The sequence below is a fragment of the Aeromonas sp. R4-2 genome, assembly GCF_040908295.1.
GTDB lineage: Bacteria > Pseudomonadota > Gammaproteobacteria > Enterobacterales > Aeromonadaceae > Aeromonas > Aeromonas veronii.
The window spans coordinates 85,136-106,101 of record NZ_JBFODL010000009.1; the positions used below are offsets into that span (position 1 = coordinate 85,136).

16 protein-coding genes are annotated in these 20,966 nt (G+C 60.0%); 11 read left to right on the forward strand and 5 right to left on the reverse strand.

Annotated features, from left to right (window positions below):
- Positions 1 to 222: 222 nt before the first annotated feature.
- Positions 223 to 1,464, reverse strand: coding sequence for an esterase/lipase family protein (locus AB5Y99_RS05540; RefSeq protein WP_368208948.1), 1,242 nt, complete (start codon positions 1,462 to 1,464; stop codon positions 223 to 225).
- Between the two features lie 212 nt (positions 1,465 to 1,676).
- On the opposite strand from AB5Y99_RS05540, the gene AB5Y99_RS05545 reads away from it, so the two are divergent.
- Positions 1,677 to 2,681 (forward strand): Wadjet anti-phage system protein JetD domain-containing protein, encoded by a 1,005-nt coding sequence (locus tag AB5Y99_RS05545; RefSeq protein WP_323892047.1) that lies wholly within the window; start codon positions 1,677 to 1,679, stop codon positions 2,679 to 2,681.
- A gap of 41 nt (positions 2,682 to 2,722) precedes the next feature.
- On the opposite strand, the gene AB5Y99_RS05550 is transcribed toward AB5Y99_RS05545, so the two are convergent.
- A complete protein-coding gene (locus AB5Y99_RS05550) occupies positions 2,723 to 3,316 on the reverse strand; it encodes a hypothetical protein (protein WP_323892050.1) in 594 nt (197 codons plus the stop codon).
- A 605-nt stretch (positions 3,317 to 3,921) separates the two neighbouring features.
- Between AB5Y99_RS05550 and ygeW the strand changes: the two genes are divergently transcribed.
- From ygeW to AB5Y99_RS05585, 7 genes are all read left to right on the forward strand, one after another.
- Positions 3,922 to 5,109: a knotted carbamoyltransferase YgeW gene (gene ygeW, locus AB5Y99_RS05555; protein WP_005336811.1), complete on the forward strand. Its 1,188-nt coding sequence runs from the start codon at positions 3,922 to 3,924 to the stop codon at positions 5,107 to 5,109.
- Between the two features lie 137 nt (positions 5,110 to 5,246).
- A complete protein-coding gene (gene dpaL / locus AB5Y99_RS05560; protein WP_368208951.1) occupies positions 5,247 to 6,446 on the forward strand; it encodes a diaminopropionate ammonia-lyase in 1,200 nt (399 codons plus the stop codon).
- A gap of 139 nt (positions 6,447 to 6,585) precedes the next feature.
- The gene (locus AB5Y99_RS05565) at positions 6,586 to 7,803 is read left to right on the forward strand and encodes a YgeY family selenium metabolism-linked hydrolase (protein ID WP_201973183.1); all 1,218 of its coding nucleotides are present in this window, start codon (positions 6,586 to 6,588) and stop codon (positions 7,801 to 7,803) included.
- Positions 7,804 to 7,908: 105 nt separating this feature from the next.
- Entirely contained in the window at positions 7,909 to 9,333 is a 1,425-nt protein-coding gene (gene hydA / locus AB5Y99_RS05570; protein WP_368209139.1) for a dihydropyrimidinase, read from the forward strand.
- Between the two features lie 95 nt (positions 9,334 to 9,428).
- The gene (gene arcC, locus AB5Y99_RS05575; protein WP_368208953.1) at positions 9,429 to 10,361 is read left to right on the forward strand and encodes a carbamate kinase; all 933 of its coding nucleotides are present in this window, start codon (positions 9,429 to 9,431) and stop codon (positions 10,359 to 10,361) included.
- Between the two features lie 193 nt (positions 10,362 to 10,554).
- A complete protein-coding gene (locus AB5Y99_RS05580; RefSeq protein WP_368208954.1) occupies positions 10,555 to 11,478 on the forward strand; it encodes a DMT family transporter in 924 nt (307 codons plus the stop codon).
- Positions 11,479 to 11,638: 160 nt separating this feature from the next.
- Positions 11,639 to 12,724, forward strand: coding sequence for a calcium/sodium antiporter (locus AB5Y99_RS05585; RefSeq protein WP_005360785.1), 1,086 nt, complete (start codon positions 11,639 to 11,641; stop codon positions 12,722 to 12,724).
- Positions 12,725 to 12,827: 103 nt separating this feature from the next.
- On the opposite strand, the gene yqeB is transcribed toward AB5Y99_RS05585, so the two are convergent.
- Both yqeB and yqeC read right to left on the reverse strand, forming a co-directional pair.
- Positions 12,828 to 14,420 (reverse strand): selenium-dependent molybdenum cofactor biosynthesis protein YqeB, encoded by a 1,593-nt coding sequence (gene yqeB, locus AB5Y99_RS05590; protein ID WP_368208955.1) that lies wholly within the window; start codon positions 14,418 to 14,420, stop codon positions 12,828 to 12,830.
- Positions 14,421 to 14,459: 39 nt separating this feature from the next.
- Positions 14,460 to 15,296, reverse strand: coding sequence for a selenium cofactor biosynthesis protein YqeC (gene yqeC / locus AB5Y99_RS05595; protein WP_368208958.1), 837 nt, complete (start codon positions 15,294 to 15,296; stop codon positions 14,460 to 14,462).
- A 4-nt stretch (positions 15,297 to 15,300) separates the two neighbouring features.
- On the opposite strand from yqeC, the gene mocA reads away from it, so the two are divergent.
- The gene (gene mocA, locus AB5Y99_RS05600) at positions 15,301 to 15,960 is read left to right on the forward strand and encodes a molybdenum cofactor cytidylyltransferase (protein ID WP_368208960.1); all 660 of its coding nucleotides are present in this window, start codon (positions 15,301 to 15,303) and stop codon (positions 15,958 to 15,960) included.
- 109 nt (positions 15,961 to 16,069) lie between these two features.
- Here mocA and AB5Y99_RS05605 read toward each other — a convergent pair whose 3' ends face one another.
- Positions 16,070 to 16,297, reverse strand: a complete 228-nt coding sequence (locus AB5Y99_RS05605; protein ID WP_368208961.1) for a hypothetical protein — start codon at positions 16,295 to 16,297, stop codon at positions 16,070 to 16,072.
- 136 nt (positions 16,298 to 16,433) lie between these two features.
- Here AB5Y99_RS05605 and ygfK point away from each other — a divergent pair, with 136 nt between their 5' ends.
- Both ygfK and ssnA read left to right on the forward strand, forming a co-directional pair.
- Positions 16,434 to 19,544 (forward strand): putative selenate reductase subunit YgfK, encoded by a 3,111-nt coding sequence (gene ygfK / locus AB5Y99_RS05610; protein WP_368208963.1) that lies wholly within the window; start codon positions 16,434 to 16,436, stop codon positions 19,542 to 19,544.
- A gap of 30 nt (positions 19,545 to 19,574) precedes the next feature.
- The gene (gene ssnA, locus AB5Y99_RS05615; RefSeq protein ID WP_368208964.1) at positions 19,575 to 20,903 is read left to right on the forward strand and encodes a putative aminohydrolase SsnA; all 1,329 of its coding nucleotides are present in this window, start codon (positions 19,575 to 19,577) and stop codon (positions 20,901 to 20,903) included.
- Positions 20,904 to 20,966 lie beyond the last annotated feature (63 nt).

Here is a 20,966-nt window from a genome sequence, read left to right on the forward strand (position 1 = left end):
AGGGCCTTCTTCAGCTTCTTGATCTTGCCTTCATGCTTGGCAATTTTCTCAAGACGAGCGGCGATCTTCTTCTTGATCTCTTTCTTGCTTGCTTTGGCCATCGGTGGCGCTCCTTTGCAGTGGGGACACATCAGGTGTCAGTGTGGGTCTTCCCTTTGACGTCCCAGAGTGCCACAGGGATACCTTGTGAACCAGCACTCTGTTGCTTTAATAGCCAGCGCGTTATAGCTGCAAAGGGCTGAGCCAGCGCAGCAGTTGCTGGCCAACCTGCGGGCTGGCGAGCAGGGCCATATGACTGGTGTGATAGACAATCAAGGTATGGGCAGGAAGAAAAGCCAGCTGATGGCGCGCTTCGTTGTGCTGACCGAGGGCGCTGCGAAGGGGCACCAGTCCATCGCCTATCAGCCGGTCGGCCAGCAGGCTGCGCTTGGCGGCAGTGGTCGCGGCAATGGCATAACAGTTGACGCTGCAGGGCAAGGGGAGTGGGATGCGGGGATCGCGCAAGGGCGCGGCGGGATCGGGTATGGCTACCTCATCGATCACCTTGCCGTGGCGCAGATCCCTGATGCCTGCACTGCGCAGCCGTGCCAGCCTGACGAAGGGCTCGCTGTAGGCGGTAGCGGGCAGCAACTGTTCCAGCCAGTGGCCTGCATGTTCGAGCGGTGCGCCGTGGTGTGGTGTGCCGAGAAATATCAGGTTGGCAAGTTGCGCAGGCCAGGTGAGCCCGGCCACGCCGGCATGGTGGCAGGCGCTGCGTGCAACCAGTCCCCCCATGCTATAGCCCATTATCGTTATCTCTTTGAGCTCTCCCGGCCAGTGGGCGAGCAACTGCTCCAGCAGCAGGGCCAGCGCCTGTCCGTTTTGTGCAATGGGCCGGCCCGAGTTGTAGCGCAGGTAAAGAGGCTGATAGCCAAGCGCGGCGGCAAGTTGCTCCCCGTGATTGACCTGCTTGCCTTGATGCTCGGTCTGCCACTGCAGATCGTTCATGCAGAGGCCATGGATCATCAGCAGCACCCGTCCCTTGCGGGGTAGATCCTCCGGCATCGCTTGCCAATCGAGGGGCTTGCCCTGATAGCGCAGGGTCATGGGGGTGGCGAAGGCATTGTGGTGTTCGACCAGCTTGTCCCCCAACACGCCGTTGAGCGTGGCGAGCAGGGCCGCGCGTTTCGGGGTTTCGGGGATCTGGTGGGGCGGCGGTGTGGCTGGCAGGCGGCTGAGCAGATGGTTGATGCCGCTGCTTAGGTTGTTGGCGGTGCCATGTACCCCCTTGTAGACCAGCCCGGTGATCCCGGCTGTTTTTCCCTCATCCCGTCCCTTGAGCCCCATACCGCTCAGTACCGCCTGATGTACCGCTTCGGTGATCTCTACCGCGGCGGGCAGCGCCAGAGTCAGCAGTTGCGCCAGCTCGCGGATATCCGAAAGATGCCAGGAAGAGGATGGCGAGGGGTCTGTGGCGTCGGTCATGGCAAGCCCTTGTGAAAGCGGGTATCGCGTTGTCGTGCCGCGAAGAGCACAGTGTGTCTCTATATCAAACCAGCTTGCGCCCTTTGTGGCAGGTTTACCAGTAACGGGCCATGCATGGCGGGGCTGATAAGAACCGCTTGCGAAGCCGGTCACGGTAATGACAGGGAAAATCACCTCTACTTCATCATATGAAGCCACATGGAGAGGTGAGGATGCCGCTGTTTGATGAGGTACGGGTACAGGATTTGTGTGCACGGTTGCTCGATAGCCAGAACGAAAAGGGCTGCTCCCTTGAGAGTCGGCATGGCCGCGAGTTGAAGGATCTGTTGCAGGCAGTGGGCGGAGTCGAGTCAGTTGGGCGCAGTTCCCGTCATATATTGACCGACGCGGGGCGGACTTTTCTGACCGGACAATTGGCACGGGCTGCGCCCCCCGAACCGGACAAGGGGGTGCAGCTGCAACGAATGGGAGTGATTTTGCCTGCACGGCTCAATCAGGCCTGCTTTTATGCCCTCTGGCATGGGGACAGCAAGCATCCGCGATCAGCATCCCTTGCCGCGCCACTGCTTGCGAAATTGTCGCTAACTCAAGATGAGGTGATCCGCATCCGTACCCTCGAACCGCTCTCACTGGTCGATCAGCAGGGTCAGCAGCACGATATGACGGCAATGCTGGCGCTGCTGGGGGAATTGGCGTTGCCGGAGCGGACTATGGACATGCTGGCGGCCATCGGCTGGCAAGGGGAGCGGGTCATTACGGTGGAGAACAAGGGTGCCTTTGTCGACTACCCGCTGCAACCCGGGCAACTGCTGCTCTTTGCCCCCGGTCGCAATACTACCCTGGCCAAACAGCTGATCCCGCTGCTGCCTGCGGGCGTGCAGTGGGCCCATTTTGGCGATCTCGATCAACGGGGTATCGATATTGCCATCGAGCTGGCGCGTGAGCTAAATCGACCGGCCATGCTCTGGCTTCCCTGTGAGTTGCGGCCTTATCTGGATCACTATGCCCGCCCTGTTCGCACCTTTGCAACGGACAGTGGCAAGGTGCCCTGGCGTTTGACGACGCAGGCTGATCAGGTTGATGGTCATGGCGCGTCGGCAGGCGTTCCCTGGCTTGAGAAACTGATCACAGACGGGACTTGGCTGGAGCAGGAGGTATTGATTCTGGCCCCTCACTGGCGGATCTGGTCATTGGAAGAGATGGGCAATCAGGGGTGAAACGGGGAGCCCGCGCTCCCCGTCATTTCGTGGTCAGCTGTTTACTTGGCGTTGATAGGCCCCTTGGTGCCAGCATCATTATCGACCCAGCCATCTTCACCCTTGATGCGGCGATCCCCCTGAATGGTGTAGATGACCATGCCATCCTTGAACACCAGCGCGCCATCGGATTTCTTGGCATTGACCTTCTTGTCGTTGACCCACACCTGATCCTTGCCATCGATGCGGATATTGGCCACGGTGGCGCCGGTTTGGGGGAAGGTGGCGATCCAGTTGCCTTCATAGGGGCTGGCGCTGGTTGCCGCGGCCGGAGCATTGCCAACACCGGCAGCCGCGTTCTCAGCCTTGGTTTTGTTGATATCGCAGCCATTGAGCTCGCTCACCTGAGTGCAGCCCGAGCGCTCCAGCTTCTGCTCATAGCTGAGATTCAGACCACCCTCCGCGGCCGGGGCGGCCGTGCCAAATCCCGCCTTGGCATTTTCCGCTTTGGTTTTGTGAATGTCACAGCCCTGCGCCTCGGTGACCTGGGTACAACCGGATCGCTCCAGTTGCTCGGCATATTTGGCACTGATGGCGTGGGCAGGGGCGATACCGAGCAGGGTCAGGGTGATGAGCAGAGCAGCATTCCTGGACATAGATAATCCCTCAAAGATGTAAGTCATGCAGGTTCTTCCGCGCAGTTGCGGCAGTGAACGTCGGCCTCTTCTGAGCATCCGAGACAGATGCGCAGCTGGCGTATTCACGTTAGCACCTTGGGCCAACCGCGCCCAGCGATGTGGCCGGAAGATAAGGCGAGAGGTGATACGGGAGTGCAGGGGAGGCGAGATAGCAGCAGTGTCAACGCTGGAGAGATCATTCCAAGAGAAAAGGTGCTGCGGGCATTATCATAATGATAACGACAGCCCCACTGATATCATTTCAGCCCCTGAAACTGACCTTTGATGATAATTCTCACCGATGCCGAGATATCGTCTCTGATTATTATCACCCGGCTATTTTATCGCTTGGCCACCCTATCCATCCTTTTATGGAATAAACCGCTGAAATAGCCACTGATTTTGTGGGTGGCATCACACACTTTCGTCATTTATTAATATCTTCCTGCATTTTATTGGTTTGGCACGGTTATTGATTGCCTCATATCGACGCTAACCGACGCGCTCACCCACAACCGGGATGCTGGTGACATCGTGAGTGAAAGGGGAGCTATCCATATCTCATCCAATGATTGGGGCGAACGATGAAAGCAGTTAACGAATTAATCAAAGAGATCAGAGCACTCAAATCCAACCTGCATGAAAAAGATTTTCTGCTGACCTGGGAGCAAACTCCTCAGGAGCTGGAGCTGGTATTGAAACTGGCCGAATCCCTCAAGACCCTGCGCGCCGAAAATATCTGCACCAAACTGTTTAACAGCGGGCTCGGTATCTCGGTTTTCCGCGATAACTCCACCCGAACCCGCTTCTCTTACGCCTCTGCCCTGAACCTGCTCGGTCTGGCCCAGCAGGATCTGGATGAGGGCAAATCCCAGATCGCCCACGGTGAGACCGTCCGTGAAACCGCCAACATGATCTCGTTTTGCGCCGATGCCATCGGCATCCGTGACGACATGTTCCTCGGTGCCGGCAACGCCTATATGCGCGAAGTGGGCGCCGCATTGGATGAAGGATTCGAGAAGGGAGTACTGCCCCAGCGTCCGGCGCTGGTCAACCTGCAGTGTGACATTGATCACCCGACCCAGTCCATGGCTGATCTCGCCTGGTTGCAGGAGCACTTCGGCAGTCTGGAGAGCCTCAAGGGCAAGAAGATTGCCATGACCTGGGCTTACTCCCCCAGCTACGGCAAGCCGCTCTCCGTGCCGCAGGGCATCATCGGCCTGATGACCCGTTTCGGTATGGACGTGACCCTGGCCCATCCGGAAGGGTATGACCTGATCCCGGACGTGATCGAAGTGGCCAAAGAGAATGCCAAGGCCTCCGGCGGCAGCTTCCGTCAGGTCACCTCCATGGAAGAGGCGTTCAAGGATGCCGATATCGTCTATCCCAAGTCCTGGGCCCCCTACAAGGTGATGGAGCAGCGCACCGAGTTGCTGCGTGCCAATGACCACGCCGGCCTCAAGGAGCTGGAGAAACACTGCCTTGAGCAGAACGCCAAGCACAAGGATTGGCACTGCACCGAGGAGATGATGAAGCTCACCAAGGGGGGCGAAGCGCTCTATATGCACTGCCTACCGGCCGATATTTCCGGCGTTTCCTGCAAAGAGGGCGAAGTAACCGAAGGGGTATTCGAGAAATACCGTATCGCCACTTACAAAGAGGCGAGCTGGAAGCCCTATATTATCGCCGCCATGATCATGGCCCGTAAATTCTCCGCCCCGGCAGAAACCCTGGAAAATCTGATTAAAGAGGCGCAAAAGCGGGTGAAATAAATAGCAGAAGGGCAGGGTGAATATTCATCCTGCCCACGCTGTCGAATCCATTATTTCGAGTTTTCTCCCCGTGGTATCTGAATAACGGATCTCCCGGCGAGGCAGCTCTTTGTCAGGTAACGCCTAGTGAGGTAAGCATGTCCCAATTTTCTTTGAAGATGGATATTGCCGATAACCGCTTTTTTACCGCCGATCCATCTCCGCTGTTTTCTCGCGCCGAAGCACAAAAGGCTCGCGCTTTTCATAAAAAACTGGCCGGTTATGAACCGACCCCATTGTGCGACCTGAAAGCTCTGGCCGCCTATATCGGGGTGAAAAATATATTGGTCAAGAACGAGTCAAAGCGCTTTGGCCTCAATGCCTTCAAAATGCTGGGTGGCGTTTATGCCATCGCCAACCTGCTCTGTGAAAAATATGGGGTGGCCATCGAGGATTTCTCCTTCGATCTCATCAAACGCACCATCAAGGAGCCGATGACCTTCGCCACCACCACAGATGGCAACCACGGTCGCGGCGTTGCCTGGGCCGCCAAGCAGGTGGGCCAGCATGCGGTGGTCTACATGCCCAAGGGCTCGGCCCAGGAGCGGGTTGACCACATTCTCAATCTCGGTGCCGAGTGCATCGTCACCGACATGAACTATGACGATACCGTGCGCCTGACCATGAAGATGGCCGAAGAGCGCGGCTGGCACATAGTGCAGGACACCGCCTGGGAGGGGTACACCAAGATCCCGACCTGGATCATGCAGGGTTACTCCACCCTGGCCGACGAAGCGGTCGAGCAGATGCAGGATATGGGCATCAAGCAGCCGACCCACGTGCTGCTGCAGGCCGGGGTCGGGGCGCTGGCGGGCGGGGTGCTCGGTTATCTGGTGGACTGCTTCGGGGCGAAAAACCTGCACAGTATCGTGGTCGAGCCGGATCAGGCCGACTGCATCTACCGCTCCGGCGTGGCGGGGGAGATGGTCAACGTGGGGGGCGACATGCGCACCATCATGGCCGGTCTTGCCTGCGGTGAACCCAATCCGCTCGGCTGGCCGCTGCTCAGAAGCTGCACCACCCAGTTCATCTCCTGCCACGACAAGGTGTCGGCATTGGGCATGCGGGTGCTGGGCAACCCCCTTGGCAATGACCCCCGAATCATCTCCGGCGAATCCGGCTCGGTCGGTACCGGCGTGCTGGCGGCAGTGCGTCACCACCCGGATCGTGCGGCGCTGATGGAACGTCTCGGACTAAGTCGCGACTCCGTGGTGCTGATCATCAACACCGAAGGGGACACCGATGTGACCCACTACCGGGAAGTGGTGTGGGAAGGCAAACATCCTGCCTGCGATTAACCCCGGCTGTGAGTAATCCCTGCGAGAGCAGAGACACGAATTGAAGAACTGATCGCGCCTCGCCAACGGGGCGCGGTAACGGGCACAGGGCGCTGCCGACGAACAGGCCGCGCACTCTCAGTTGTTATGGAGAATCACAATGAGCAAGCAAATTCCGTTTGAAATGGTGTTGGAGAAGGCCTACCAGTACAAGGCCGAGATGAGTCAGTTCCTGCGTGACATGATCGCTATCCCGAGCGAGAGCTGCGATGAAGAGCGCGTCGTGCTGCGCATCAAGCAGGAGATGGAGAAGGTTGGCTTTGACAAGGTCGAGATCGATCCCATGGGCAACGTACTGGGCTATATCGGCCACGGCCCGCACCTGATCGCCATGGATGCCCACATCGATACCGTGGGCGTCGGCAACATGGCCAACTGGACCTTCGACCCCTACGAGGGGATGGAAGACCACGAGATCATCGGCGGTCGCGGTGCCTCTGATCAGGAAGGGGGCATGGCCTCCATGGTTTATGCGGGCAAGATCATCAAGGATCTGGGGCTGGAAGATCAGTACACCCTGCTGGTGACCGGTACCGTGCAAGAGGAGGACTGCGACGGTCTCTGCTGGCAGTACATCATCGAGCAGAGCAAGATCCGCCCCGAGTTCGTGGTCAGTACCGAACCCACCGACTGCCAGATCTACCGTGGCCAGCGTGGCCGCATGGAGATCCGCATCGATGTGCAGGGGGTCAGCTGCCACGGCTCCGCACCGGAGCGCGGTGACAACGCCATCTTCAAGATGGGCCCGATCCTCGGCGAATTGCAGGAGCTGAGCCACAACCTCGGCAACGATGACTTCCTCGGCAAGGGTACCCTGACCGTCTCCGAGATCTTCTTCACTTCGCCAAGCCGCTGCGCCGTGGCGGACAGCTGCGCCGTCTCCATCGACCGTCGTCTGACCTGGGGAGAGACCTGGCAAGGTGCGCTCGACGAGATCCGGGCCCTGCCTGCGGTGCAAGCCGCCGGTGCCGAGGTCTCCATGTACCAGTACGACCGTCCGGCCTACACCGGTCTGGTCTACCCGACCGAGTGCTACTTCCCGACCTGGAAGGTGGAAGAGGATCACATCACCGTCAAAACCCTCTCCAAGGCTTATCGCGAGCTGTTCAACAAGGAGCCGGTGGTAGACAAGTGGACCTTCTCGACCAACGGGGTCTCCATCATGGGTCGTCACGGTATTCCGGTCATCGGTTTTGGCCCGGGTAAAGAGCCGGAAGCCCACGCGCCGAACGAGAAGACCTGGAAAGAGCATCTGGTCAAGTGCGCCGCCATGTACGCCGTGATCCCCATGCTCTATCTGGCCGAGCTGGACAAGTAAGGGGTCTGCCGGGTGGTGACTGCCATCGCCGCCCAGCTGTTGAAAGTGCCCCGTCTCCATTGAGGCGGGGCCTTGCTGTTTGAAGTGATGTTCGAGGTGGTGGGGATGAAACGGCTGATCAAAAAGGGCGTGCTGGTCGATGCGCAGGGTGAATATCGTCAGGATCTACTGATCGAGCACGGGGTGATCCGCGCCCGTGCCGCCGATATCCAGTCCGATAGCGAAACCGAGCTGATCGATGCCAGCGGCTGCTATGTGATGCCGGGTGGCATCGATGTCCACACCCACTTCAACATAGATGTGGGGATTGCCCGCAGTTGCGATGACTTCTTCAGCGGTACCCGTGCCGCCGCCTGTGGTGGCACCACCACCATCGTCGACCACATGGGATTTGGCCCGGCGGGGTGCAATCTGCATCACCAGCTGGTCCGTTATCACGAGTACGCCGCCGATCAGGCGGTGATCGACTACAGCTTTCATGGCGTGATCCAGCATGTGGATGACGCCATCCTTAATGAGATGGCCGCCATGGTGCTGGAGGAGGGGATCAGCAGCTTCAAGCTCTACCTCACCTACCAGTACAAGCTGGGGGACCATGACGTGCTGCGCGCCTTGGCCCGCCTCAAGGAGGTGGGGGCGCTTGCCACCGTCCATCCCGAGAACGATGCCGCCATCGCGGTGCGCCGTGCGGCACTGCTCGCCGCTGGCCATCATGAGCCCTGGTATCACCCGCAAAGCCGCCCGCTGGAGTGCGAGGCGGAGGCGATCGCCCGGATGATCAATCTGGCGGGGCTCGCGGGCAATGCCCCGCTCTATATCGTCCACCTCTCCAATGGCTTGGGGCTGGAGTATCTGAAACTGGCGCGTCGGCAGGGCCAACCGGTCTGGGTGGAGACCTGCCCGCAATATCTGCTGCTCGATGAGCAGTGTTATTACAAGGAGAACGGGGTCGACTATCTGCTGAGCCCGCCGCTGCGCTCGCGTCGCGAGCAGGACAAGCTGTGGGTCGGTATCGCTGCGGGTGACATCGATACGGTGGCGACCGATCACTGCAACTTCTCCCACGCCCAGCGCATGACCCTCTCGGGGGGCGATTTCAGCCGCTGCCCCAACGGCTTGCCGGGCGTCGAGAACCGGATGCTGCTGCTCTTTGCCCACGGGGTGTTGGGGGGGCGCATCTCGCCATCACGCTTCGTGGCCCTCACCAGCGCCAACCCGGCGCGCCTGTTTGGCCTCTGGCCGCGCAAGGGCAACCTGCAACCGGGGTCTGACGCCGATCTGGTACTGATGGATCCCCGTGGCGAGACCCTGATCCGTCACGCCGCCTTGCACGACAACGGCGACTACAGCCCCTACGAGGGGATGCGCTGTCCCGGCCAGATCAGGATGACCCTCAGTCGCGGCGAGATAGTCGCTCGCGACGGCGAGTTTACCGGACAACGGGGGCATGGCCGGTTTTTGGCCAGAGCACCCTTTGATCCGGCGTTGGCGCCTGATCTGCACTCGCCTTGCCCCGCGGTTGCTGGCTGACAATCCGTTCGAAACAGACAGAGCAGCAAGGTTATGTGAACAACGAAAGGTGGGCCGGTATTGCGCCGGCTTGTCCCATCACTGGAGATAACAAGATGAAACAGAGAATCGTACTGGCCCTTGGTGGCAATGCGCTGGGCAACAACCTGCCCGAGCAGATGAAGGCGGTGCAGAGCACGGCGCACACCATCGCCGACCTGATCGCCCAGGGGCACGAGGTGGTGGTGACCCACGGCAACGGCCCGCAGGTGGGAATGATCCAGCAGGCGTTCGAAGTGGCGGCCCGCCACGAGCCCAAGTCCCCCCATCTGCCCATGTCGGTCTGTGTGGCCCTGAGTCAGGGTTACATCGGTTATGACCTGCAAAACGCCCTGCGTGAAGCCTTGCTGGCGCGTGGTATTCAAAAGCCGGTTGCCACTCTGGTGACCCAGGTTGAGGTCGACAAGAACGATCCCGCCTTCCTTGACCCGAGCAAGCCCATCGGCGGCTTCTTCAGCAAGGAGGAGGCCGAGGCGCTGATAGCCAAGGGCGAGCGGCTCAAAGAGGATGCCGGTCGTGGCTATCGCCGAGTAGTGGCCTCCCCCAAACCCGTCGACATCATCGAGAAAGAGACCGTCTCTGCCATGCTGGCTGCCGGTCAGGTGGTGATCACCGTCGGGGGCGGCGGCATTCCGGTGCTGCGCGAGGGCAATCACCTGCGCGGTGCCAGTGCGGTGATCGACAAGGATTGGGCCAGTGCCAAGCTGGCGGAGCTTATCGACGCCGATATGCTGATCATCCTTACCGCGGTAGAGAAGGTCGCCATCAACTTCGGCAAGCCCGATGTGCAGTGGCTCGATCAGCTGAGCGTGGCCGATGCCAACAGCTTTATTGCACAGGGGCAGTTTGCCAAGGGTTCCATGCTGCCCAAGGTGGAGGCCGCGCTCTCGTTCGCCACATCCATGCCGGGACGAAAATCCCTCATCACCCTGCTGGAAAAGGCAGCCGAGGGGATCGCTGGCAAGACCGGTACCGTGATCAGCCTGTAGCGTGCAACGCGATGACGGGGTGATAGACAGGGGGCCTTGGCCCCCTGATGTTTTTGGCTCGGGCGCTACTGTGGCTGAGGTCGATTTCCCATAGATCGTGGGCAGCCCGCCAGCACAGGGGTAAGATAGCCACCCCGATAAGGGTTGGCCCATCGGAACAAAAGGCGAAAGGCAGAGCAATGCGTGGTACGAAATGAGCACAAAGATCAATATGGCGGCGCTGGTGGGATTGATCCTGCTCACCGCCATCTGGAGTTACAGCTGGATCGTAATGAAGCAGGTGATGCTCTACGCGGGGGCCTTCGAGTTCACCGCCCTGCGCTGCCTGTGCGGTTCATTGGTGTTGTTGCTGGTGTTGGCACTGCGCGGGTGCCGTTATCTCAAACCCACCCCGTTTCGCTATACCCTCGCCATCGCCCTGTTCCAGACCTGCGGCATGGTGGGGTTGGCACAATGGGCGCTGATCAGCGGCGGGGCGGGCAAGGTGGCCATTTTGAGTTACACCATGCCGTTCTGGGTGGTGATCTTCGCGGCGCTCTTTCTCGGCGAGCGGATGCGCAAGCTGCACTATCTGGCGGTCGGAGTGGCGGCCTGCGGGCTGCTGCTGGTGATCCAGCCCTGGTTGCTGCATCTTGAATCCCTCAAGAGTGCCCTCTTGGCGATCCTCTCCGGCATCTGCTGGGGGATCAGCGCCATCATCGCCAAGCGGATGTATGCTCGCCACCCCGCGGTGGATCTGATGTCCCTCACCACCTGGCAGATGATCTACGCAACCATAGTGATGGCGCTGGTGGCGGCGCTGGTGCCGGAGCGCCCCATCGACTGGCAGCCCTACGTGATGGGGGCGCTGGCCTATAGCGCCATCTTCGCCACCGCCATCGCCTGGAGTCTCTGGTTGTTTGTGTTGAAAAAATTGCCGGCGGGGATTGCCAGCCTCAGTACTCTGGCGGTGCCGGTGACCGGTGTGCTGCTCTCCTGGTGGCTGTTCGGCGAAAATCCGGGGCCGGTGGAAGGAAGCGGCATCGCCCTTATCGTACTGGCGCTTCTCGTCATCAGCCGCAAGGGCAAGCGCTCTGTGGTGTCGGTCGCAGGAGAGACCCGCATCAAACACGGTTGAGTGACAACAGGCTGGCCAGTGGCACGATAAATGGCACTCAAAAGAGCCCGAGACAGGGAACCTGCCCCTCATTACAATGGTGTTTCATAGCTGTGTTGACGCGCAGTTATTTGATTCATTGTGATTATTTCAACGAACCTAACGGCAAGGATGAAACCGTATGATGACGCTGGTGTGGTTGGCTGTAGGCCTGGTGTGTCTGGTGGTGGGGGCCGAATCTCTGGTGCGGGGCGCATCTCGCCTCGCCACCATGATGGGGATATCGCCACTGGTGGTGGGATTGACCATAGTGGCCTTTGGGACCAGTGCTCCCGAGCTGGCTGTGAGCATCCAGTCTGGCCTCGAGGGGCAGGCAGGGATAGCGGTGGGAAACGTGGTCGGCAGCAATATTTTCAACGTGCTGTTTATTTTAGGTATTTCGGCACTGATCGTACCGTTGACCGTCTCCCAGCAACTGGTACGTCTCGATGTGCCCTTGATGATAGTGGTCTCTTTTCTGGTGTTGTTGCTGGGCTACGATGGCCGTATTGCGCCACTGGAAGGGGCGCTGCTGTTTGCCGGCATCATCGCCTACACCGGGTTTCTCTTTGTCCAGAGTCGACGGGAAAACAAAGCGGTGCAGGCGGAGTACGAGCAGGAGTTTGGTACCCGTGAAGCGAGTACGGCGGGCAACTGGTTGCGCAATCTGCTCTTTATTGCCGCAGGTCTGGGTCTGCTGATCCTCGGCTCCCGCCTGCTGGTTGGCAGTGCGGTGGAGATTGCCCACTACTTCGGGGTGAGCGATCTAATCATCGGCTTGACCATAGTGGCGGCCGGTACCTCCTTGCCCGAAGTGGTGACCTCCATCGTTGCAGCCCTGCGCGGGGAGCGGGATATCGCTGTGGGTAACGTGGTGGGCAGCAATATCTTCAATATCCTCTGCGTGCTGGGACTTACCTCCATCGTCACTCCCGGTGGGCTTGAAGTGTCGGCCACCGCCCTTCAGTTCGATATTCCGGTAATGATTGCGGTGGCGCTTGCCTGCCTGCCCATCTTCTTTACCGGTTACACCATCGCCCGCTGGGAAGGGGCGCTGTTTCTGGCCTACTACATCGGCTACACCTGCTGGCTGATCCTCCACGCCACATCCAGTCCGCTGCAAGGTCAGTTCAGTGCAGCGCTGACCGGTTTTGTGTTGCCGCTCACCGCCATCACTCTGGTTGTGCTGGCGGTGCGAGCCTGGCGGTTGCAACGAACCCGGTCGTGATGCAGGTTCTCCTGATGTAAAGGAGCTGCATCAACAGACAGGCCGAAAAAAGCCCCACCATCATGGAGGGGCTTTTGCTTGGTGAGGGGGACGCGAAGAGCCGTTATCGGCGCTGGGCCAGATGTATCATGGCTTCCAGCACGGCGCCGCCGATGGCGCGTGCCTTGTCCGATACCGTAGTGGCGTCGGCCCGCTCGCCTCTGGGGTCGATGTCACCGATCTTGAAGCCGACGGTCACCTCGATGCCATCGCTGAGCAGACCTCGCACCATGCCGGAGAGCGGCGCTATGATGGGGGCGTCCCCCACATGGGCGATCACATCTCCCTCCTGCACCAGATCACCGAGCTTGATCAGGCTCTTCATCACACCGGGGGCGGGGGCACGCACCACCCGGCGGGCGGAGTGCCCCTCGATCACCCCGGGAATGCCGGTGTTGGGCTGGGCGGGGCCCTGATAGATGACTCGCCCAAGATGGTGGCCACGGTTGGTCTCGATCACTGCATCGCAGTCGCGCCCCGCTTCAAAGCCCGGGCCGAGTGCCACCGTGATGGGGGCCATCTCCTTGTGGGTGCCGAGGTTCTGCTTGGCCAAAATGGCATCCACCAGATAGCGGGGCTTGAGCTCACTCAGGGTTGCGCAGTCGGGATCAACCAGCAGCGGGATAATGCCCCGATCCAGCTGCTCGAACGCCTGCTCGACGTTCTCGACCCGCTTGGCGCGCACCCCTTCGACACAGGTTTCGCCGTCAAACATCCCCTGGGCGAATGCGACGGTGCGGCGGATCACCGTGGGTTTGTCGAGATCCAGCATCACCACCTTGAAACCTGCATTGTGCAGGCGCAGCGCGACGCCGGTAGCGATATCGCCGGAGCCGCGCATCACCACCAGCTGATCCCGCTTGAGGCGCACGTCATCCTGCATCAGCCCACCCGATTTGCCGTTTTTCACCTGCAGCAGCTCGGCGAGGATGCTGATGGCGATCTCCTCGGGGGTTTCGGCGCCGATGTTGTAACCGATGGGGGCGTGCAGCTGCTGCAGTTGCTCCTGGCTCACCCCTTGCTGGCGCAGCGCCTGGGTGAAGGTCTGCACCTTGCGCTTGCTGGCGAGCAGCCCCAGATAGGCGAGGGGACGGCTGATGAGCCGATCCAGCGCCTCCTTGTCCTGATGGTTGGTGGCGATGATGACGAAGTTGGCGGGCTCGATGGCCAGTTTCTCGATCACCGCGCTGATGGTATCGGCCTGCACCAGATGGGTACCGGCGGGGAAGAGGTCAGGGTTGAGGCTCCCCTCGAAGCAATCCCCTACATGGACATCAAAGCCGAGCGGCGCCGCAGCATGGGCCACAGCCCGGTTGACGTGGCCAGCACCAATGAGCACCAGCCGTGGTCGCAGACCATAGACATCGATATAGACCGACATGGCACCACCGCAATCCGACCCGACCGCATGCTCACCGTTGCGTGCCATCCGGCCGTGGAAGATGCGCGGCTTGCGCTCGGCAATGGCGGCCATCGCTTCCTCGATCACCAGCCGTTCGATCATGCCGCCGCCGATGGTACCGAGGATCTGGCCATCGGCCATTACCAGCATCTGGGCCTGATGGCGAGGGGTGGAGCCCCGGCTCTCGATGATCTGGGCCATGGCAAACGGAGTGTTCTCCTGTTCCAGTCGGGCTGCGTGTGCAAACAGATTCATAAGGTACCTCTTTTCATCCTTAAAACGTCAGGGGTGAGGCTAAAGCGCCTCCCCGTGCGGAGCTGTGCAGATCAGGTGACGGATGGGGGGGGATTCGCGCACGGCCCCCTGCCAGATGGCGTGGAGCTCGGGGTACCGGGCCAGCAGGTTTATCAAGTGCGGTAGCCATGACGGCTCATTTTGATAATCGCCATTGATAAACCAGATCCGGCGCGCCCTGGTCGGGGTGCCCTTGAACAGCCCCTCGGGGTGGGAGAGCAGCTTGTGAAACAGGGCCCAGTCGAGCGGGTCACCGGCCTCTATCCCGCACAGGGCCTGGAATTCGGCCCAGCGGTGGATCTGCTGCGGGTCGGCCTTGGCCCCCACCATGGCGCCGCCTGTCAGGGCGATCACCCAATCACTGCTCTGGGGAATGCAAGGTTCGTGCAAAGCGGGCACTTTCAATAACTTGTGATTGGCGCCATCCGCTTCGACCAGAATGAGATCGAAGCGTTGCTGCCCCTTGATGAGATCAATCTGCTGGGGTGTGGGGCCCGCCACCTTGCCGCTGGCCTGATCGATATGGCTGAACAGGGCGACCAGGGTCGGGCCATCCGGCAGGGCCTGACAGCGGGTCAGCTGGCGGACGGGATCGGCTTCCAGGATCAATTCCCGATAGTGTGACGGGGCAGGCAGAAACATCCGGGTGGTGGTGGTAATTAGCACCCTTTTACCCTGTTGATAAAAATATTCCGCCAGCCAGAACAGGGTGCTGGTTTTTCCGCCGGCACCACAAAGGCTAATTAGCGTGGTATGGTTGTCACTATTTTCAAGCAGTGGATTTAAAAGCGAACCAATATCCGGAAACGCGTGAATAACAGAGTGTGGCAAGGACATGGCAATGACCAAAATAAATAGCGAGGTGAATGAAAAGGTGCAGTTTCGGGGGCGTGAACAGTGTGACTGTATAATTACCGCAGCAGGTTTGTCATCCCGCATGGGGGCATGGAAAATGATGCTACCTTATGGCTCGGGGACAATTCTTGATGCAAGTCTCAAAAATGCCCTGGCCTTCTGTTCCCGGATTATTTTGGTCGTGGGCCATCGCGGGGCCGAGCTCGCTGCCTGTTATGAGAATCGCCCCGACATCCTCATCGTCCACAACCCTGACTATGAGTTGGGGCTGGGCAGTTCCATCCGCTGCGCCCTGGCGGCCAGTGACGCTGACTACCTCTTTATCAGCCACGGGGATCTCCCCTGTATCCCGCGCGAGGTCTATCAGCAGTTGTGGCAGGCGCGCGGAGAGCTCGCCCTGTTCCCGAGCTTTGAGGGGGAGGCGGGTCATCCGGTCTTGCTGCCAAAATCCCTCGCAAGGGAGCTGGCTGCCGCGCCGGCACAGGGTTCGGTGCGCCGCTGGTTGCTGCAACGTCCCCATCGCACCATACCGGTCGAGAGTCCTGCCATCCTCTTTGATATCGATACCCCCGAGCGCTATCAGGCGCTGATCCGTGGCGAACTGGAGCTGCGTTCTGCCGACGAGTTTACGACCGAGCAGGGCTGAGTCGCATCGTTGGGGCCCACCTCCCTCTGCGTGCAATGGCAGCCAGCGGGGCGGTAACGCCGAGTCATCTCGCAGCCTTTGGATAAACCGAAATAGCGACGACTGCCTTTTATATAGCAGTGACTTTTAAGCAAACCCCGGCCATATTGGCCGGGGTTTGCTTGCGATAATGCTGGATGATTTTTACCCTATCAAAGTGATATTTATCGCTGCCGATTTGATACTTTTCATTTTTCTCTGGCATTGCCTTGAATAAAATATCAAGTGAGTGAGAACCACTCTCATTAATCATAATGGCGACATGCCAAACCGCCTTCATTAATTCGAGCCATCTCACGCTTTTACCCTAAAAAATAGTTTTGCCGATGGAGTGGCCTGATAGTTGCTCCTCTCCTTGCCAAGGGGTAATGCCCGTGCGGGATACCCCATTTATTCATGCTGCCAATGCGCAGAACAGCTGCAAGGAGATAGCCATGGGCGATATTATGCGACCCGTTCCCTTCAAGAACCTTCTGACCCGTATTTTTGCGGAATATAAAGAGAGTCAGACTATTTTCGGTATTCCCGCCGCACAATTTTATCGCAAGCAGGACGAGCGCAAGATCAAGGTGTTCGGTGAAACCTGCGAGACTCCCATTGGCCCGGCAGCCGGCCCCCATACCCAGTTGGCCCAGAACATCGTCACCTCCTGGCTGACCGGCGGGCGCTTTATCGAGCTCAAGACGGTGCAGATCCTGGACCGTCTCGAACTGGAAAAGCCCTGCATCGATGCCGAAGACGAGTGCTTCAACACCGAGTGGTCTACCGAGTTCACCCTGCCCAAGGCGTTTGACGAGTATCTGAAAGCCTGGTTTGCCCTCTACCTGCTGGAAGAGGTGTTCGATCCCCGTCTCGACGGAGAGGCCAAGTCCTTCATCTTCAACATGAGCGTGGGTTACAACCTCGATGGCATCAAACAGCCACCGATGCAGCAGTTCATCCACAGCCTGATGGATGCCAGCAGCAGTCCGAAATTTGCCGAGTACCAGCAGGTGGTACGCGAGCTGGTTGCCGACGAGCAGTTTATCGCCGAGCTGGGACTGGGGGCGCGCCGCGATCGCCTGCAACAGCTGGTGGAGCGCATCCCGGCCGAGCTGGTGCACGGCGTTACCCTCTCCACCATGCATGGCTGCCCGCCGAACGAAATTGAGGCCATCTGCCGCTACATGTTGGAAGAGAAGGGGCTCAACACCTTCGTCAAGCTGAACCCGACCCTGCTGGGTTACCCGCGGGTGCGCGAGATCCTCGATACCTGCGGCTTTGATTACATTGGTCTGAGCGAAGAGTCGTTCGATCACGACCTCAAGCTGGATCAGGCCAAGGCGATGCTGACCCGCTTGATGGCGCTGGGCGCCGAGAAGGGGCTCACCTTCGGGGTCAAGCTCACCAACACTCTCGGCACCATCAACCGCAAAGGGGCGCTGCCGGGGGATGAGATGTATATGTCCGGCCGTGCGCTGTTCCCGCTCTCCATCAACGTGGCCGCCGTGCTGTCCCGCGCCTTCGATGGCAAGCTGCCCATCTCTTACTCCGGTGGTGCCAGCAAGTTCAATATCGCGGAGATCTTCGAGACCGGTATCCGTCCCATCACCATGGCCACCGACCTGCTGAAACCGGGTGGCTATCTGCGCCAGATCGAGTGCCTCAAAGAGATCGACGCCTCTGACAGCTGGGGCATGAGTCAGGTGGATGTGGCCAGGCTGGAAGCGCTTGCCGCCAAGGCGCTCACCATGGATTACACCCAGAAGGAGTGGAAGTCCGAGGATCGCATCGAAGTGGGTGGTGGCCTGCCGCTGACCGACTGCTACGTGGCGCCCTGCGTCACTGCCTGCGCCGTGCATCAGGATATCCCCGAGTACATTCGCCTGATGGGCGAGGGGGAGTATGTGGCAGCCCTTGAGCTGATTTATCAGCGCAACGCCTTGCCCGCCATCACCGGCCATATCTGCGATCACCAGTGCCAGTACAACTGTACCCGTCTCGATTACGACAGCGCGCTCAATATCCGTGAGCTGAAAAAAGTGGCGCTGGAGCGCGGCTGGGAAGGGTACAAGGCCCGCTGGCACAAACCGGCAGGCAGTGGTGACAAGCACCCGGTTGCAGTCATTGGTGCAGGTCCGGCTGGTCTCTCCGCCGGTTACTTCCTGGCCCGTGCCGGCCACCCGGTCACCGTGTTCGAGCGCGAAGCGGATGCCGGTGGCGTGGTCAAACACATCATCCCCGAGTTCCGCATTCCGGCCGAGCTTATCCAGCACGATATCGACTTTGTCGCCGCCCACGGGGTCAAGTTCGAGTTTGGCTGCGATCCGGCGCTCACCGTCGACAAGCTGCACGCCCAGGGCTTTACCTATGTATTCGTCGGCATCGGCGCCGACAAGAATGGCGGCATGCGCCTCGAGGGGGGGCACGAGCGGATTTACAAATCCTTCAACTTCCTGCGCAGCTTCAATCAGGGCAAACCGCTGCCGCTGGGCCGCCATGTGGCGGTGGTCGGCGCCGGCAACACTGCCATGGACTGCGCCCGCGCCGCCCTCAAGGTACCCGGTGTCAGCGATGTGACCGTGATCTACCGTCGCAGCGAAAAAGAGATGCCCGCCTATCGTGAGGAGGTTCTGGAAGCGGTGGAGGATGGGGTACGTTTCTGCTTCCTCACCAATCCGGAGCGCTTTGAGAAAGATGGCAAGCTCACTGTGCGGATGATGGCGCTGGGGGATCCTGACGAACAGGGCCGCCGCCGTCCTGTGCCCACCGAGCAGACCGAAGTGATGCAGATGGATGCGCTGATCACCGCCATTGGCGAGCAGCCTGACTGCGAGGTGCTCAAAGCGATGGGGATTCCCCTTGGCAGCGATGGCTGGCCCGAGGTGGATAGCCAGACTGGCGAAACCAGCCGTCGCAACGTCTTCCTGATCGGTGACGTGCAGAGCGGCCCGTCCTCGATCGTCGGTGCCATCGGTGGTGCCCGCCGTGCCGCGGATCTGGTGCTCTCTCGCGAGCATATCGCCAGCCAGCAGAGTGAAGTGACCATCCAGCCGTCGGGCAAGGATGAGATCTACCGCCGCAAGGGGAGCATCGCCGTCACCATGGTCGACAAGAACGAGCGCGATGCCTTCGTGGCGCAAGAGGCGCACCGTTGCCTCGAGTGCAACTACCTCTGCAGCAAGTGCGTGGATGTCTGCCCCAACCGGGCCAACGTCGCCATTGCTGTGCCGGGCTTCAAAGACCAGTTCCAGACCCTGCACCTGGATGCCTACTGCAACGAATGTGGCAACTGTGCCCAGTTCTGCCCGTGGCAGGGCAAGCCCTATCAGGACAAGGTCACCATCTTCAGCCTGCCCGAGGATTTCGACAACAGCCGCAACCCCGGTTTCTATCTGGCTGACGGTGGCGAGCTGCGGGTGCGTCAGGATGGCGAGACCTATCGCCTGACCATAGATGCCCAGAGCCGGATCAAGGATGCGCCAGCGGCTCTTGGCGACATGTGCCGGATCATCAGCCATGTTCACGCTCATCACCACTACCTGCTGGGGGCCGTCGAGGCCTGAGCGAACAACGAATAAGCGAAGGAGCAAACCATGTTTATTCTGAAGAACGTCACCGCTGTCCAGCTGGAGCCGACCCGGGTGCTGGAAGGGGTGGATATTGCCATCGAAGGATCGCTTATCAAAGCGGTGGGGCCCAATCTGCGGGCCCTCTACCCGGAGGCCAACTATCGGGAGATGGGGGGCAAGCTGGTGATGCCGGGCATCGTCTGTGCCCACAACCACTTCTACTCCGGCCTGTCGCGGGGGATCATGGCCAATATCGCCCCCTGCCCGGATTTTATCTCCACCCTGAAAAACCTCTGGTGGCGGCTCGATCGGGCGCTCGATGAAGAGTCCCTCTACTACAGCGGTCTCATCTGCTCGCTGGAGGCGATCAAGAGCGGCTGCAGCGCGGTGATCGACCACCACGCCTCGCCCAACTTCATCAAGGGCTCCCTGAATGTGCTGCGCAAAGGGTTTATGGAGGCGGGCCTACGCGGCATGACCTGCTTCGAAACCACGGATCGCAACGGCGGCCTCGCCGAGCTGCAGGCCGGGGTGGAGGAGAACATCCTGTTCGCCCAACAGATCGATGCGACCAAAGCCAAGGGGAACGAACCCTATCTGGTGGAAGCTCATATCGGTGCTCACGCCCCCTTCACCGTGCCTGACGAGGGGTTGGCCATGCTGCGCGAAGCGGTGCAGGTCACCGGTCGTGGTCTGCATATCCATGTGGCGGAAGACCGCTACGACATGGCCCACGGTCACCACCACTATGGCAAGGAGCCCATCGCCCGGCTGGACGAGTTTGGCCTGATCGACAGCAAGACCCTGATCGCCCACGGCATCTACCTGAGCCCGGCCGACATCGAGCTGCTCAACAGCCGCGATGCCTTCCTGGTGCACAACGCCCGCTCCAACATGAACAACCACGTGGGCTACAACATGCACCTGCCGGAGTATCGCAATCTGGCGCTTGGCACCGATGGCATCGGCTCCGACATGCTCGAAGAGCTCAAGTTTGCCTACTTCAAGCACAAGGATGCCGGCGGCGCCCTGTGGCCCGACAGCTTTGCCCGTTTCCTCTGGAACGGCAACACCCTGCTGGAGCGCAACTTCGGCGCCAAATTTGGCCGCCTGGAGCCGGGATACAAGGCCGACCTCACCATTTGCGACTACGACGCGCCGACCCCGCTGGCGCCGCGCAACCTCGGTGGCCATCTCGCCTTCGGTATGGGATCTGCCAGCGTCAACAGCGTGATGGTGGAGGGGCGCATGGTCTATCAGGACCGCGAGTTCCCGTTCGATGTCGCGCCTATTTACGAGCAGGCCAGCAAGGTGGCGAGCCGCCTGTGGCAACGGATGGATCAGCTGGCCTAAGGCCTCCTTCCACAGTTTTGGACCGGATTGCCCGCCCTGTGGATCACCCCGGCGGCGGGCAGC

Excerpts from the sequence above, each read along its gene's own strand:
- AB5Y99_RS05540 (WP_368208948.1), bottom strand. The coding sequence starts at position 1,464 with ATGACCGACGCCACAGACCCCTCGCCATCCTCTTCCTGGCATCTTTCG.
- AB5Y99_RS05545 (WP_323892047.1), top strand. The coding sequence starts at position 1,677 with ATGCCGCTGTTTGATGAGGTACGGGTACAGGATTTGTGTGCACGGTTG.
- AB5Y99_RS05550 (WP_323892050.1), bottom strand. The coding sequence starts at position 3,316 with ATGTCCAGGAATGCTGCTCTGCTCATCACCCTGACCCTGCTCGGTATC.
- ygeW (WP_005336811.1), top strand. The coding sequence starts at position 3,922 with ATGAAAGCAGTTAACGAATTAATCAAAGAGATCAGAGCACTCAAATCC.
- dpaL (WP_368208951.1), top strand. The coding sequence starts at position 5,247 with ATGTCCCAATTTTCTTTGAAGATGGATATTGCCGATAACCGCTTTTTT.
- AB5Y99_RS05565 (WP_201973183.1), top strand. The coding sequence starts at position 6,586 with ATGAGCAAGCAAATTCCGTTTGAAATGGTGTTGGAGAAGGCCTACCAG.
- hydA (WP_368209139.1), top strand. The coding sequence starts at position 7,909 with ATGAAACGGCTGATCAAAAAGGGCGTGCTGGTCGATGCGCAGGGTGAA.
- arcC (WP_368208953.1), top strand. The coding sequence starts at position 9,429 with ATGAAACAGAGAATCGTACTGGCCCTTGGTGGCAATGCGCTGGGCAAC.
- AB5Y99_RS05580 (WP_368208954.1), top strand. The coding sequence starts at position 10,555 with ATGAGCACAAAGATCAATATGGCGGCGCTGGTGGGATTGATCCTGCTC.
- AB5Y99_RS05585 (WP_005360785.1), top strand. The coding sequence starts at position 11,639 with ATGATGACGCTGGTGTGGTTGGCTGTAGGCCTGGTGTGTCTGGTGGTG.
- yqeB (WP_368208955.1), bottom strand. The coding sequence starts at position 14,420 with ATGAATCTGTTTGCACACGCAGCCCGACTGGAACAGGAGAACACTCCG.
- yqeC (WP_368208958.1), bottom strand. The coding sequence starts at position 15,296 with ATGTCCTTGCCACACTCTGTTATTCACGCGTTTCCGGATATTGGTTCG.
- mocA (WP_368208960.1), top strand. The coding sequence starts at position 15,301 with ATGACCAAAATAAATAGCGAGGTGAATGAAAAGGTGCAGTTTCGGGGG.
- ygfK (WP_368208963.1), top strand. The coding sequence starts at position 16,434 with ATGGGCGATATTATGCGACCCGTTCCCTTCAAGAACCTTCTGACCCGT.
- ssnA (WP_368208964.1), top strand. The coding sequence starts at position 19,575 with ATGTTTATTCTGAAGAACGTCACCGCTGTCCAGCTGGAGCCGACCCGG.